Source organism: Corynebacterium sp. zg254, assembly GCF_024701495.1.
GTDB classification, from domain to species: domain Bacteria; phylum Actinomycetota; class Actinomycetes; order Mycobacteriales; family Mycobacteriaceae; genus Corynebacterium; species Corynebacterium zhongnanshanii.
The window spans coordinates 1,105,604-1,119,648 of record NZ_WIAR01000001.1; the positions used below are offsets into that span (position 1 = coordinate 1,105,604).

Genomic DNA, 14,045 nt, shown 5'->3' on the forward strand with positions numbered 1-14,045 from the left:
CGTGGCAGTATGCGCGCCACACGGCGCTAGTGTAGGATCCCCACCCCGAAAGAAATCAGCACCAACACCGCAGAGAACGCCCACGCCAGTGGGAACGCCACCTTCAAGTACTTACCCATCTGCCCCTGAGCCAAACCCAGAGCCAGCCACAGGGCCGGAGAAAACGGCGACACAAACGTGCCAATCACATTGCCGATGATCAACGCCGCCGCGGCCCCCATACCACTCACCCCGAACGTGCCCACAGACTCCTGAACAATCGGCAACACCGAGAAGTAGTAGGCATCCGTGGAGGTCAGCATATCCAACGGCACGCCCAACAGCCCCACAATCACATGGAGATACGGCCCCACGGACTCAGGAAGAACCCTCACCAACGCCAGCGCGATCTCCTCCAACATCCCCGACTCATTCAACACCCCCAGGAACATCGCAGCAGCCAGGATCACACCTGCCATGGCCAAGGCGTTCGGCGCGTGGCGTCGGAGGGCATTGGATTGCTCATCGGCAGTCGGGAAGTTCACGATCATGGCGATCGTCGTGGCGATCAGGAACGCCGGCGCGGGCGGGAGGATGTCCGCCAACAACACCACCAGAGTCACGAGCACCAAAAGCACGTTCGTGATGGTCACCCACCGGGCAGAACGATAAGAATAGCCCTTGTCCTGGACATCCTTCTCATGCGACGCCGCGAAATCAGCAGCCACCGTCCGCACATCCACGATAGCCGGGCCGTGGAATTGGCCGGTGGCGCGGAGGCCGGCTAGGCGTCGTTGTTCAGTCCAGCCCAACCAGGCAGCCACGAGGAACACCATGACCACCGCAAGCGCCTGCATCGGCAAAATATGCAACCAGATCTGATTCGGCTCCTGCGCAACCACCGCACCCGCGCGGCCCAGCGGGCCACCCCACGGCACCATATTCATCACCGACGCCGCCAACGCCACAATAGTGAGCAACACATACCGCGACATGCCCAAAGCCTGATAGAGAGGCAAGAGCGCAGGGATGGTGAGCAGGAACGTGGTGGAACCCGAGCCATCAAGATGGGCCACAATGCCGATCGCGGCGGTGCCGAGGGTCACGAGGAGGACCTTGCCGCGCGTGGCGGTGATCAGCGCGCGGATGACCGGCACGAAGAGACCCACGTCCTGGAGAATCCCGAAGAAAATGATGGCGAAGATGAACATCACCACCACGTTGATGACGGAGCCCAGACCGGAGGAGAAGAAATCCGCGATGTCCTCCGGGCCGAAGCCGCAGATCAGGGCGCCTGCGATCGGCACCAGAGTCATCGGCACGATGGGGTTCACTTTGCCGCGGATGAGCAGGGTGACCGTGCTCAGGATGATAACCAGCCCCATCACAGTGAGGCCCAATGGAGTGTTCATGCGTCATTCTCCCGGTCGTGACCCCGGCTGTGGATGGCGGGCGGCTGGCGCCGGGCGGCACTGGTGTGTGCCGGGCTCAGGCTTGGCGCTGGGCGGCCGCATACCGAGGACGGGGCAAGTGGTCGTCAGTGTTCGAGTAAGTCTAACTCAGGTTGCGCTCGGAATGTTCGGAGCCAGAAACACTCGAGAACTCACAGCTCTCAGGAGACCACACCCCCAAAGCAAATTGCTCGGTCATATCGCCACTTTTCGGCGGAAAAGTGGCGATATGACCGAGCAATTTGTGGGTGCGAAGGCTTACTTGCCCAACTTACGACGCTGAACGCGGGTACGGCGCAGCATCTTACGGTGCTTCTTCTTGGACATACGCTTGCGGCGCTTCTTAATAACAGAACCCATTGTGGGAACCTCGCTTCATATCGATGGTCATATCTTGTTCACGCCCAGCCTGACCTTCCGGCGGGCGGACACGGTGCCAGTCTGACAAAAGTGGGGCGGACCGACACGAATGGTCAATAGTTTAGCGCGTCCCCCATCCCGTCACCAAAGCGGGGCGCGCTTCGCGCGCTGTTCCACGCGCTGTGTAGCCAGCCCGGGCACGCGCCGCGCGCACCGTACGCACCACGCACTGGCAGCAACGTCGCAGCTCCCTGAGGGGCAGAAGTACAACGGCATGACACAGTTAAGCCCCGGAAACACTCGAAAGTGGGCCATTTCAGAGACTTCCGGGGCTTAAGTGTGTCACGCTATGGCAATTTCTCATCGGCCGACGCCGGCACGCGGCGCCGACGGCGCGGGGTGCGGCAGCGCGCAGGCAGTACGCTCCACGTGCAGCGCGGCCCACAACCGCGGCGCGGCAGCGCGCACCCCCCCGCGTGCAGTGCGCGCTCGCGCGCGGAGCCCGCACACAGCAAAGCTCCCTGAGTGTTCCTCAAGGAACGCTCAGGGAGCTCAGGGCGCTTAAGAAGCTTAACCGGTCTTCGTTGCAGTGTATTCCGAAGAACCCAGGTACTCGTTCACTGCGGACTCACGCACACGGAAGTTGCGGCCTACCTGAACGGCTGGCAGCTCTTCGGAGTGGATCAAGCGGTACACAGTCATCTTGGACACGCGCATGAGGTCTGCAACCTCAGCAACGGTCAAGAAGCTTCCATTGTCATTACTAGCATTAGCCATATTTTCTTCACTTTCTTGGCGCCCTCATGCGCGGCAGGCTTCCCCTCCTGCACGACATCGCACGTGAATCGCTCGTCCATAATCGTACGTGATTCTTGTGATTTATGTGAAATAGAGGGAAAAAATGGACGTGTGAGACCCTTCACTACTGCTGCCACGCAAGTTATCGCATGTTATCGCACGCTAAAGCTGTGAACAGTGTTACAGAAGGCAGCGGCAGCATACCCACATGTTGGGGGAGAGGACTCCTCGGTCGCGGCGCCGGCGCTGCGATCATCCGGCCGGGAGATCCGACTCAGGACGCAACTGGGCAAGCGGCGCCAGAGAGGTCGACTCAGGACGCGCGCAGCCGCCTCGCCACTAGTCTTCCTTGTTCTGCTGCCCCAGCTCCACGGAACGATCGCGGCAGGCCTGCATCGCCTGGAAGAAGGCCTTACGCAGACCGTTCTCCTCCAACGCCCGAGTAGCGGCCGCAGTGGTGCCGCCAGGGCTGGTGACTTTCGTGCGGAGAGTGTTGGCGTCGTCCCCATCATCCTCATCCAGGTTCCGCTCCAGCATCGCCGCAGAACCCGCAGCGGTGGACACGGCCAGCTCCTCCGCAACTGGACGTGGCAGGCCGAGCTGCACGCCCGCGTCCGTCATCGCCTCCACGACCAGGAAGAAGTACGCCGGGCCGGAGCCGGACACGGCGGTCACGGCGTCCAGGTCCTTCTCCTTGACGATCAGCGCGCGGCCGGTGTTCTCCATGAGCTTCTTCACGCCCTGCAGGTGCGAGTCCTCCGCGTGGCGTCCGCCGGCGATGCCGCTGGCACCCTTGCCCACCAGCATCGGCGTGTTCGGCATGACGCGCACCACGGGGGTTCCCGCGGCCAGCTGGGACTCCATGAATCCGATGGACACGCCGGCCGCCACGGATACCACGACCGTGTCCGCGGAATTGCCGCTCACCGTGTCTGCAATGTCCTTGAGAACGACGCCGACCACATCTGGCTTGACGGCAATCACCAGAAAGTCGGCCTCTTCGGCTGCTTCGGTGGCGTCGTCCGTAGCGACCACGCCGTAGCGTTCGCGCAGTTCTTCGCGTCGCGGCTGGGCGGGGTCGCTCACCACGACGTGCTTGGCGTCCACGCCTCCCGAGATCACGCCCGAGATGAGAGCTTCGCCAATGTTTCCTCCACCAATAATTCCAATTCGTGTCATATCTCCAGAGTGCCAGCTTCACTCGTGTTTCGCACCCTTGCAGGCTGTGAGCAGTGCACACCGCCCTCCTGCGGTGGCAGGAGGGCGGTTGGGGCGTGAGGTGTGGGAGGCCTTGGACCGGGCGTGAGCGGATATTTATCGCGAGGCTATATACCGATGATGAGAGCTATATGCCAATGATGAGGCGCGGCCCGATGGTCAGCACCAGGCCCACGATAAGGGCCAGGATCATCAGCAGTTTGTCCTTGTGGCGGAGCAGCAGGTGCACTCCAACGACCATGGCGACGGTCGCGATCAGCGCCAAGGCCAGCACGATGATGGGGCTGACGTTGGCCCACAGCAGGTTGAAGCCGATGAAGATCAGCACACCCGCAGCGACCGCGCCGATAGCCTGGGCGATCATGGCTGGCCAGGAGATGCGGTTGTCTTCGAAGTCCACGACCTCGTTGTCGGAGAGGGTGGCGACGAGTTCTTCGAACTCTTTCGGGCCTTCCACGGGGCCTTCGGCACGGTCGGTCTCGACCTCATCGGCTTCTTCGACGTCACGGGCCTCTTCAGCGTGGTCTGCTTCGGCCTCGTCAACTTCGACGGTGTCGGCTTCTGCACCCTCGCGAGCTTCTTCAGTTTCTTCAGCGCGAGCCTCCCCCGCGGCAGCATCAGCGGGCGCATCCACTGCGGCAGGTGCAGCAGGAGCGCTGGGCTTATCGGCGGGGGCCTCTGGCACAGCAGTCTGGGCGGCAGGCGCGGCAGCCGCAGCAGCCGCAGCAACAGCCGCGCCGGATTCTTCGGCGGGGGCTTCTGGGTCGGCAACCTCGGCGTCGATGGGATCATCCCCAGCAAGCTCCACATCGATGGGTTCGGCGGCGACCTGGTCGGCGTCGGTCACAGTACGTACCTCAGCCTCCGTCTCCTCAGCATCGACCAGCTCGGCCTCCAGGATCTCCGGCTCGGTCACGTTCACCGAATCTCTGTCCAGCGCCTGAGCAGCGCGGATGTGCTCATCCTTCACGACGGGGATGGATCCCGTCAGCTCCGCAACGCTCACACCGCCCTCGGACAGGCTGCGACGACGATGCGGACGAGAACTGTCGGAAGAACCGCTGCGCCCATGGCGGGCCAGCAGTTCTGCAACGGTTAGCTTCTCACTCATTCACGTTTCCCATCAGCTTAAAACGCCTACGTCACATGGCACTTTAAGAGTGCATATTACTCTGAGATCCACCAGGCCGATAATTGCCGAACGCACCCGGACGTGACACAGAAGTTACTCTAAAAGTTATTACAGCCTAAATTAGCCTATCGCGCCAGGCCGTGTGACCGCTTCGCAGCGCACACTTACAGCCCTAATGCGTCCAATAACTCCACGGCGCCTTCTCCACATCCGTGTGCGCAAAGATCACACCCTCGCGTAACGCCCACGGACAGTTCTTCAACGTATCGATGTCCAGGTGGCGCATCGTCGCCTCCGCGACCAGCGCGCCGGCCACGATCTGGTAGGAGCGATCCACATTCACGCCCTCCAGCTCTGCCCTGTCCGCGGCGGTCATGCGGGAGATGAACGCGATCAGCTGACGCAGGCCGGCCTGGGTCAGCCGTCGCTCCACCCGCAGGCCCGCGGAGGACGGCGCCGCACCCGTCAGGCGCGCCAGCATTTTGAAGGTTTTGGAGGTTCCCACGGCCAGGTCGATCTCGCCGTATTCCTTGATCTGTTTCACCGGATCTTTGAGCGTTTCGTCGATGTATTCCCGCAGGTCGGCGATGGCTTTCTTGCTCGGCGGGTCCGTTTCGAACCAGTCGCGGGTCAAGCGGCCCGCGCCGAGGTTCACGCTGCACGCGATGTCAGGGTTTTCGTTATCCCCCACGGAGATTTCTAAGGATCCGCCACCGATGTCCAGGTCGCAGATGCGGCCTGCCGACCAGCCGAACCATCGACGCACCGCCAGGAAGGTCAGGCGCGCTTCGTCCTCTCCGGAGAGGATCTGCAGCCGCACACCGGTTTTCTTCTCCACATGATCCAGCACGGCTTCCCCGTTCGCTGCGCTGCGAATCGCGGAGGTTGCGAATGCCAGCATGGATTCGCATTGGAACTGGTCCGCCATTTCGCGGGCCAGGGCCACGCCTTTGGTGAGCCGGTCGATGCCCTCCTTATTAATGGCGCCTTGTGTGTCCAGGTATTCCACCAGGCGCATGGGGGTTTTCCAGTTGCTCATGGGTGTTGGCGGGCCGCCTCGTTGGGCGTCAACCACCACGAGGTGAACCGTATTACTTCCGACATCTAGGACACCTAATCGCACTGCTTAAGATTAACCGATACGGTAGGTGCTTGTGAGTACACACATCGCATCGGGTTACCCCGAGGGCACACCCGCGGACTTGTCAGTGCAATCTGGCCGGGAGCTTCCTGCTGATTATCCCCGGGAGTGGTTGGAGTTTTTGGACCCTGCTGATCCTGAGCACATTATTTCTCTGGATCTGACGTGGTTGCTGTCGTCCTACCGTTGCCGCTTTGGCACCGAATCCTGTCTTGGAATCGACGCCGGCGCGCGCGACGTCGGCTGTTGCGGACATGGGGCGTTTCTGACGGACGAGGATGACCGTTCTCGTCTGCGTGAGATGGCGGAGCGTTTGGGGCCTGAGGATTGGCAGCATTGGGGACGTTGTCACGAGCAAGCGGGCACTCGCGGGAGCGGCGGGCAGGAGCGCGTGGAGCCGTGGCTGGAGTGGGACGAGCTGGAAAACGATGAGGGCGAGATGGAACCCGCGCTCAAGACCGTGGTCGTCGACGGCGCGTGCATCTTCGCCAACCGCGCGGGCTTCCCCGCGGGAACCGGCTGCGCGCTGCACGCCTATGCCCTCAAGCATGGGCTGTCCATCGTGGACTCCAAGCCGGAGGTGTGCTGGCAGCTTCCCCTGCGCCGGCTTGAAGAGTGGGAGGTTCGTCCCGACGGCGTGGAGCAGCTGCGCACCACCATCACCGAATACAACCGCCGGGGTTGGGGCAACGGCGGCGAGGACTTCGACTGGTACTGCACCACTGACCCCACCTGCCATGCAGGGGCCGATCCCCTGTGGCGCACGCACAAGGAGGAGTTGGAGGAGCTCATCGGAGCCCCGGCCTACGAGGTGCTGGCGCAGCATTGCGAGCAGCGGGAGAAGCTCGCTGCGCTGTCGCCCAGCGGGCTCCCGTTGATCGCGATTCATCCGGCGACGCTGGAGCAGCGCCGCCGGGAATCGCAGGCCTAGGAGGCGCGCACGCCTCCAGCCTCCGTTCTGCGAGCGCGGTCCGTACGCGGACCGCGCGCAGGCCTAGGCCTCGAACTTATAGCCCAGCCCGCGCACCGTCACCAGAATCTGCGGGCGGGACGGCTCCTCCTCAATCTTGGAGCGCAGGCGCTTGATGTGAACATCCAGCGTCTTAGTATCGCCCACGTAGTCCGCGCCCCACACCCGGTCAATCAACTGCCCACGCGTCAACACCCGACCGCTATTGCGCATCAGGTACTCCAGCAGGTCGAACTCCTTCAGGGGCAGCTGGACCCGCTGCCCGTCCACGGTCACGATATGCCGCTCAACATCCAGCACCACGCGGCCCTCGCGGAACACCAAGCCGTCATCCGCGTCCTCAGCCGGGATCTCGTTATCCCCTCCCCGACGCAACACAGCGCGGATACGAGCGATCAGCTCCCGGGCAAAGTACGGCTTGGTGACATAGTCGTCCGCGCCCAGCTCCAAACCAACAACCTTGTCGATCTCGCTATCCCGCGCGGTCACCATAATGACCGGCACACTGGAGGTCTGCCGGAGCGTCCGGCAGACCTCCGTGCCAGACATCCCCGGCAGCATGAGGTCCAGAAGCACAATGTCCACATGGTTAGCCTCGAACATCTCCAAGGCAGTGGGGCCATCACCGGCGATAAACACCTCGAAGCCCTCTTTTTTCAGCAAGAACGCCAATGGTTCCGCCAATGATTCCTCGTCTTCGACAATAAGAACACTGGTCACAGCGGAAAACCTCTCTGGATCGACAGCACTAAAGCCCAAGGGTACACGGCCAGTTCGCGCTACCTCTAGTTGAGTGCCTCATCATCGTCATCATCATCGTCAGCCCCCGAACCCAACGACAACGACGACACATAGCCACCCGCTGCCTTCTGCTGAGCCTCGTCATACACCGGCAACTCCAACGTAAACGTCGACCCAGTCCCCGGCCTCGACCACAAACTCACCGACCCACCATGGTTCACCATCACATGCTTCACAATCGCCAAGCCCAGGCCCGTGCCACCCGTATCCCGAGACCTCCCCTTATCCACCCGGAAAAACCGCTCAAACACACGCTCGTGATCCTCCGGCGCAATACCAATCCCACGATCCGTCACGCTCAACCTCACCGCACCAGCATCCACCCGCCGAGAAATAGACACCGAATTACCCTGCGGCGAATAATTAATCGCATTCGTCACCAAATTACTCAACGCAGTAACCAGCAAATTCCTGTCTCCTCGGACAGGCACACCCAACCCCGCATCCGTGACAATCTCAATTCCCGCCGTCTCAGCGGCGAGACGGCAGCGCTCCACGGCGGCGTCGACAATAGAATCAATATCCAGAATCTGCGGATCAGGCAAGGACTCCGCACCCTGCAACTTCGACAGCGAAATCAGCTCCGTGATCATCGTGCTCATGCGCGAGACCTCCTTCGTGAGCTTCCCCCCGAAATACTCCACAGACTCCGGATCATCCTTCACCGACATCATCGTCTCCACCAGCAAAGAAATCGCACCCACGGGAGTCTTCAGCTCATGCGACACATTCGCCACAAAATCACGCCGAGCCGACTCCATGCGGATCTGCTCCGACACATCCGAGGCATACACCACAACATAGCGATCATCCGTCAGCGTCAACAACTGCACATGACCCGCAACCTCCATCACCGGGCGGGCGCCACGCTGAACCACCGGCTTCACTGTCATCTCACGAGACACCTGATCCACCAGCACCTGCTCCACGATCTCCCACACCTCGGGATGAACCATGCGCTCCTTAACCAAACCCAGCTCATGCGCACGCGGATTCGACAGCACCACACTGCGGCGCTTATCCACCACAACCACCGCATCCGGCGACGACTGCACCGCAAAATACAACACCTGGGACACCGTGGAAACCTTGTTGTCCTCCAGGTCCGCCTGCGTTTTGCGATGGCGAAGCTCCCGCACGCGCAGGCGATACAGGAGCACAGCCACCACAGTGACCAGCACACCCGCGGCCACGCCGCACAGCACCGCTAGTCCAAGTTCACTCATAGGAGTTCAATGTACACGCTGGCACGCACAGAGCTTGGGGTGGCGGTGCGAGAGCACTAGGACGGGTGGGCGACGCAGTGCGGAAGTTCGGGCGCGGAGAGGATGGGACGGGGCGCGGCGGCGTCGGGGCTACTTGGCCTCGCCCTGAGCAGCGACAGCAGCAGCACCAGCGGCCGCAGCCTCCGGATCGAGGTACTGGCCACCCGGATTCAACACCGAACCATCCTGGCCGATGGTGTACACCAGCGGAATGCCGGTAGGGATGTTCAGGGCAGCGATGTCCTCATCGGAAATCTTGTCCAAGTGCTTCACCAGCGCGCGCAGAGAGTTACCATGCGCAGCAACCAGCACAGTCTCGCCCCGCTTCAGGCGCGGCTCGATCTCCTCCTCGTAATAAGGAATGAAACGCTTCACCACGTCCAACAGGCACTCGGTGCGAGGAACCTCAGGCAGGTCGCTGTAGCGAGGATCATTGGTCTGGGCGTACTCGTTGTCCAGCTCGATCTCTGGCGGTGGGGTGTCGTAGCTGCGGCGCCAGCTCATGAACTGGTCCTCGCCGTACTTGTCCTTCGTCTCCGCCTTGTTCAGGCCCTGGAGCGCACCGTAGTGGCGCTCGTTCAAACGCCAATCGCGGATCACGGGGATCCAGTGGCGGTCAGCCGCATCCAGCGCCAGAGCTGCCGTGGTGATCGCACGACGCAGCAACGAGGTGTACAACACAGTAGGCTCCAAGCCTGCTTCCTTCAGCAGCTCGCCGCCGCGCTTCGCCTCCTCACGGCCCTTGTCCGTCAGAGCGACATCCACCCAACCAGTGAACTGGTTGGAGGCGTTCCATTCACTCTGGCCGTGGCGGAGGAGGATCAGGGTTCCATTGTTGTCAGAGTTATTAAAGCTGTTAGAGCTGTTAGAGCTGTTTTCGGAGCTGGTGTTTTCGGTCATAGTGTCTATTGTGCCACCTACTGCTCTGATTCCTTGTTTGTTTCCTGCCCCGTTTGGGGGTCAGCTGCCTGATGGGCAGTCTCCGGCAGGTCGGAATCCGGCGGTGGGGACAGCAAGGCAACCTCTGCCTCATCCGGCTTGAGGTGCGCAAATGCCGCCAAGTTGAACGTCGGTTCCCCGCGGGACAAGCGCCAGGCCCACTCGTGCTTGATGGAGGATTCGAAGCCGCGCTCCAGGATCCGGTTGAAGTCCTGATCCGCGCGCTCGAGCACCTGGCCCAGGATTCTTTGCACATCGTCGGCCGTGGTGGAGTCCGGGAATTGCCCCACCAAGTAGATGTCATCGTTGCGGTCCAGGGTGTAATGCACACCGAAGCTCTTGCGGTTGGCGTGCAGGAGGAGCTTGTACACCTCTTCCTGGGCTTCCTCCACGCGGCGGCAGACGAAGGCTTCTACTCGGAACATGCCTTCTTGGGGGATGAAGATGCAATTGGTTTTCAGGCGCTTCTCGCCTGGTAGCACCACTACAACGTTGTCGCCCGCGTCCTGGTATTCAACCTCTGCTGTATCTAAGAGGTCACAGATTCCTTGTCGATCCATAGCTTCCACGTTATATGAGGTGGCGCTGCCACGTGAAGGAAAAGCTAGGGGTGCGCTCAGGCGCACCCCTCCCAAAATGTTCGATCAAAACGCCAGATTTGGGCCCAAATCTGGCGTTTTGATCGAACAATTTGTACAGAGTTTATCCCGCAGGCTGCCGCGGCCCACCACACCCCTGCGGCGGCAACTGCTCATACAACTCCTTCAACCGCACAGCCGTCGCCGACCAGCAAAACTTCGCCGCATGCTCCGGCGCATACTCGCCCATCGCAATCCGGCGCTCATCATCCAGGATCAAGGACTCCAACGCATCAGCCCACGCGGCCGTCTCGTGACCGTCCACCAACACACCGGACTTCCCTTCCTCCACGGCGATCGGCAGCCCTCCCACACGCGTCGCCACCACGGGCGTGCCGCAGGCCTGCGCCTCCAGCGCCACCAGCCCAAAGGACTCGTTATAGCTCGGCACCGCGATCACATCCGCCGCCTGGTACACCGCCACCAGCTCCTCCGGCGGCCGCGGTGGTAGGAACCGCACGCACCCCGCGATCTCAAGTTCAGCGGCCAGGTTCTGTAGGAACTCCAGGCTGTCCTCCCCAGCGCCGGACGATCCTCCGCACACCATCACGCTCAGCAGCTGCTCGGGGTGCCGCCGCTGGAGCTCCGCCACGGCGCGCAGCAGCACGTGCGGCCCCTTGAGGCGCTGCAGGCGGCCCACGAACCCGATCACCTTCGCGCGGAAGGAGATGCCTAGCGCTCGGCGCCAGCGTTCCGTGGCTCGGTCGGATCCGGGCGTGAAGTGTTCCACGTCGGCGCCCGGCGCGACCACGTGGATGTTGGCGCCTTCGGCATCGTAGGAGACTGTGAGGTCGCGCGCTTCGGCGTCGGTATTAACGATCAGGAGATCCGCATTGTCCACGATTTGTTGCTCGCAGATCATGCGGGATTCGGGTTCGCGCGAGTCACCTTCGGCGAGCGAGTTATTTTTCACCGCCGCGAGCGTGTGGGACGTGTGGGCCCAGGGGACGTTCCAGAGGTCGCGGAGGAGCCAGGCGACCTGCCCGGACAGCCAGTAGTGGGAGTGCAGCAGGTCGTAGGTGATGCCGTGGTGACGCACGAACGCCAGCACACTGCCGGTGAACGCCGCCAGCTGCGTGGGCAGCGCCTCCTTCGCTAGTCCCTCGTAGGGCCCGGCCACGCAATTGATGACGCGCACGCCGGGCTCAACGTCCACAATTTCCCCTTGGAGTGGGCGGGTTGCTCGGGTAAATATATCTACGTCGACGCCGAGCCTCGCGAGCTGCACGGCCGTATTTCTTATATAAACATTCATTCCGCCGGCATCGCCGCTGCCCGCTTGTTCCAGGGGGGAGGTGTGCATCGAGATCATCGCAACGCGCATAACGGCTAGTGTACGCGGGCGGCGGGGCCTTCAGCGGGCTTCAGCGGGGGTGCTGTGTGTGAGGGCTGAACAGTTTTTTACTGTGAAACTTCTTTGTTCTGCTGAATACTTGAGTGGCAAACGTTATCCTGGTCACAATCTCCACGATCTCCGCGATCGAGATGACAACCGAGATAACTCACAGCCAGCCCAGACAGCTAAGACAGCTCAGTCGAAACATTAAAAGGAATACGTGATGACGACCGCCGAAGACACCCCACACAATGGCGTGCCAGCAGGCAACGAAGCCAACGCAACCAATGGACCGGCCCCAGAAGGTACGGCGTGGAAGGAGAAGCCGTACCTGAAGTACTACGCGCCGTGGACTCCGCACACCTTGGAATACTCCGAGGACACGCTGGCGCACATGCTGAAGGATTCTGTGCGCAAGAACGGACAGAATACGGCGTTGGAGTTCTTCGGGGCGTCCACCTCCTACGCTGAGCTGCAGGAGCAAGTCAATGCTTTCGCGGCGGGCCTGCGGCACTTGGGCGTGAAGAAGGGCGACCGCGTGGCCGTGATTCTGCCGAACTGCCCGCAGCACATCATCGCCTACTTCGCGATCCTAACGCTGGGCGCCACCGTGGCCGAGCACAACCCGCTGTACACGGCGCGCGAGCTGGAAGGGCCGTTCAACGATCACGGCGCGAAGGTCTGCATCGCCTGGGATAAGGTGGCGCCGTTGGCGCAGTCCCTGGTGGGTAAGACTCCGCTGGAGACGATCATCTCCGTCAACATGATCGAGGCCATGCCGAAGATCAAGCAGTTCGCCCTGAAGCTGCCGCTGAAGTCCATTAAGGAGAAGCGGGAGCTGCTGCATGCACCGGCGCCGGGAACCATTCCTTTCAGTGCTGTGAGCTCCGACAAGATGGGCGGCAACGGCAAGGACATTGAGATTCACCCGGACTTGGGTCCGAACGATCCGGCACTGATTCTGTTCACCTCTGGAACCACCGGCAAGCCGAAGGGTGCTCTGCTGTCCCACGGCAACATCATGTGCAACGTGACGCAGGGCTTGGCGTGGGTGAAGGACCTGGGCAAGGGTGGCCAGGAGCGCTACCTGGCGGCGTTGCCGATGTTCCACGTGTACGGCCTGACGCTCACCACGGCGTTGGGCGTGGCGACCGGTGGCAAGCTGGTGCTGCTGCCGAAGCCGGAGGTTCCGCTGATCGTGGATCAACTGAAGAAGGAAACTCCTACCTACATGCCGGGCGTTCCTACCCTGTACGACAAGATCCTGGAGGCCGCGGACAGCCATAACCTGGACCTCAAGGGCATCAACAACGCCCTGTCCGGCGCGGCTCCTCTGCCCGTGCACACCACGGAGGCGTGGGAGAAGAAGACTGGCGGAAAGATCATCGAGGGCTACGGCCTGACGGAAACGGCTCCGATCATCGTGGCCAACCCCATCACCCCGGACCGCCGCGCCGGTCACATCGGTATTCCTTTCCCGGACACGGAGCTGCGCGTGGCAGACCCGGAGGACTTCAGCCGCACCATGCCCGATGGCGAGGCCGGCGAGCTTCTGGTTCGCGGCCCGCAGGTCTTCAAGGGCTACATCAACATCCCCGACGAGGACCAGCCGTTCTTCGAGGACTGGTTCTGCACCGGTGACATGGCAGTCATGGAGCCCGACGGCTTCATCCGCATCGTGTCCCGCATCAAGGAAATGATCATCACCGGTGGCTTCAACGTCTACCCGGCTGAGGTGGAGGAGTACCTGGAGGAGCACCAGGACATCGTGAAGGCTGGCGTGGTTGGCCTGCCTCAGAAGGACGGCTCCGAGGAAGTGGTGGCAGCGATTGTTCTGCGCGACGGCGTGTCCGAATCCAGCTTCGATCACGAAGCGATGAAGGACTACTGCCGTGAGGGTCTGACCCGCTACAAGGTGCCGCGTCGCTTCTTCATCATCGACGAGATGCCGGCCGACCTGATCGGAAAGATCCGACGCCGCGAGGTGAAGGACCTGGTGCAGACCATGCTGTAACGG

13 protein-coding genes are annotated in these 14,045 nt (G+C 61.8%); 2 read left to right on the forward strand and 11 right to left on the reverse strand.

The window, feature by feature from the left end:
- Positions 1 to 26: 26 nt before the first annotated feature.
- The 6 genes from GC425_RS05015 to GC425_RS05040 form a co-directional block, all read right to left on the reverse strand.
- Positions 27 to 1,391 carry a CitMHS family transporter gene (locus GC425_RS05015; protein WP_151843633.1) on the reverse strand — a complete coding sequence of 455 codons (1,365 nt, stop codon included), beginning with the start codon at positions 1,389 to 1,391 and terminating at the stop codon, positions 27 to 29.
- Positions 1,392 to 1,688: 297 nt separating this feature from the next.
- On the reverse strand, positions 1,689 to 1,790 hold the full coding sequence (locus tag GC425_RS05020) for a 30S ribosomal protein bS22 (RefSeq protein WP_003855542.1): 102 nt from the start codon (positions 1,788 to 1,790) through the stop codon (positions 1,689 to 1,691).
- Between the two features lie 570 nt (positions 1,791 to 2,360).
- Positions 2,361 to 2,567: a helix-turn-helix domain-containing protein gene (locus tag GC425_RS05025; protein WP_151842291.1), complete on the reverse strand. Its 207-nt coding sequence runs from the start codon at positions 2,565 to 2,567 to the stop codon at positions 2,361 to 2,363.
- Between the two features lie 360 nt (positions 2,568 to 2,927).
- Entirely contained in the window at positions 2,928 to 3,767 is an 840-nt protein-coding gene (proC, locus tag GC425_RS05030; RefSeq protein ID WP_151843632.1) for a pyrroline-5-carboxylate reductase, read from the reverse strand.
- 166 nt (positions 3,768 to 3,933) lie between these two features.
- The gene (locus GC425_RS05035) at positions 3,934 to 4,917 is read right to left on the reverse strand and encodes a hypothetical protein (protein WP_151843631.1); all 984 of its coding nucleotides are present in this window, start codon (positions 4,915 to 4,917) and stop codon (positions 3,934 to 3,936) included.
- A 193-nt stretch (positions 4,918 to 5,110) separates the two neighbouring features.
- On the reverse strand, positions 5,111 to 6,061 hold the full coding sequence (locus tag GC425_RS05040) for a Ppx/GppA phosphatase family protein (protein WP_151843630.1): 951 nt from the start codon (positions 6,059 to 6,061) through the stop codon (positions 5,111 to 5,113).
- Positions 6,062 to 6,092: 31 nt separating this feature from the next.
- Between GC425_RS05040 and GC425_RS05045 the strand changes: the two genes are divergently transcribed.
- The gene (locus GC425_RS05045) at positions 6,093 to 7,010 is read left to right on the forward strand and encodes a hypothetical protein (RefSeq protein ID WP_231699653.1); all 918 of its coding nucleotides are present in this window, start codon (positions 6,093 to 6,095) and stop codon (positions 7,008 to 7,010) included.
- Positions 7,011 to 7,073: 63 nt separating this feature from the next.
- Here GC425_RS05045 and GC425_RS05050 read toward each other — a convergent pair whose 3' ends face one another.
- From GC425_RS05050 to mshA, 5 genes are all read right to left on the reverse strand, one after another.
- Positions 7,074 to 7,769, reverse strand: a complete 696-nt coding sequence (locus GC425_RS05050; RefSeq protein ID WP_151842296.1) for a response regulator transcription factor — start codon at positions 7,767 to 7,769, stop codon at positions 7,074 to 7,076.
- Between the two features lie 65 nt (positions 7,770 to 7,834).
- Positions 7,835 to 9,076 carry a cell wall metabolism sensor histidine kinase WalK gene (locus tag GC425_RS05055; RefSeq protein WP_257822283.1) on the reverse strand — a complete coding sequence of 414 codons (1,242 nt, stop codon included), beginning with the start codon at positions 9,074 to 9,076 and terminating at the stop codon, positions 7,835 to 7,837.
- Positions 9,077 to 9,205: 129 nt separating this feature from the next.
- The gene (locus GC425_RS05060) at positions 9,206 to 10,015 is read right to left on the reverse strand and encodes a phosphoglyceromutase (protein WP_231699652.1); all 810 of its coding nucleotides are present in this window, start codon (positions 10,013 to 10,015) and stop codon (positions 9,206 to 9,208) included.
- Positions 10,016 to 10,032: 17 nt separating this feature from the next.
- The gene (locus GC425_RS05065; protein ID WP_151842299.1) at positions 10,033 to 10,614 is read right to left on the reverse strand and encodes a YbjN domain-containing protein; all 582 of its coding nucleotides are present in this window, start codon (positions 10,612 to 10,614) and stop codon (positions 10,033 to 10,035) included.
- Positions 10,615 to 10,756: 142 nt separating this feature from the next.
- Positions 10,757 to 12,016 (reverse strand): D-inositol-3-phosphate glycosyltransferase, encoded by a 1,260-nt coding sequence (mshA, locus tag GC425_RS05070; protein ID WP_151843627.1) that lies wholly within the window; start codon positions 12,014 to 12,016, stop codon positions 10,757 to 10,759.
- A 235-nt stretch (positions 12,017 to 12,251) separates the two neighbouring features.
- On the opposite strand from mshA, the gene GC425_RS05075 reads away from it, so the two are divergent.
- Entirely contained in the window at positions 12,252 to 14,042 is a 1,791-nt protein-coding gene (locus GC425_RS05075) for a long-chain-fatty-acid--CoA ligase (protein ID WP_151843626.1), read from the forward strand.
- Positions 14,043 to 14,045 lie beyond the last annotated feature (3 nt).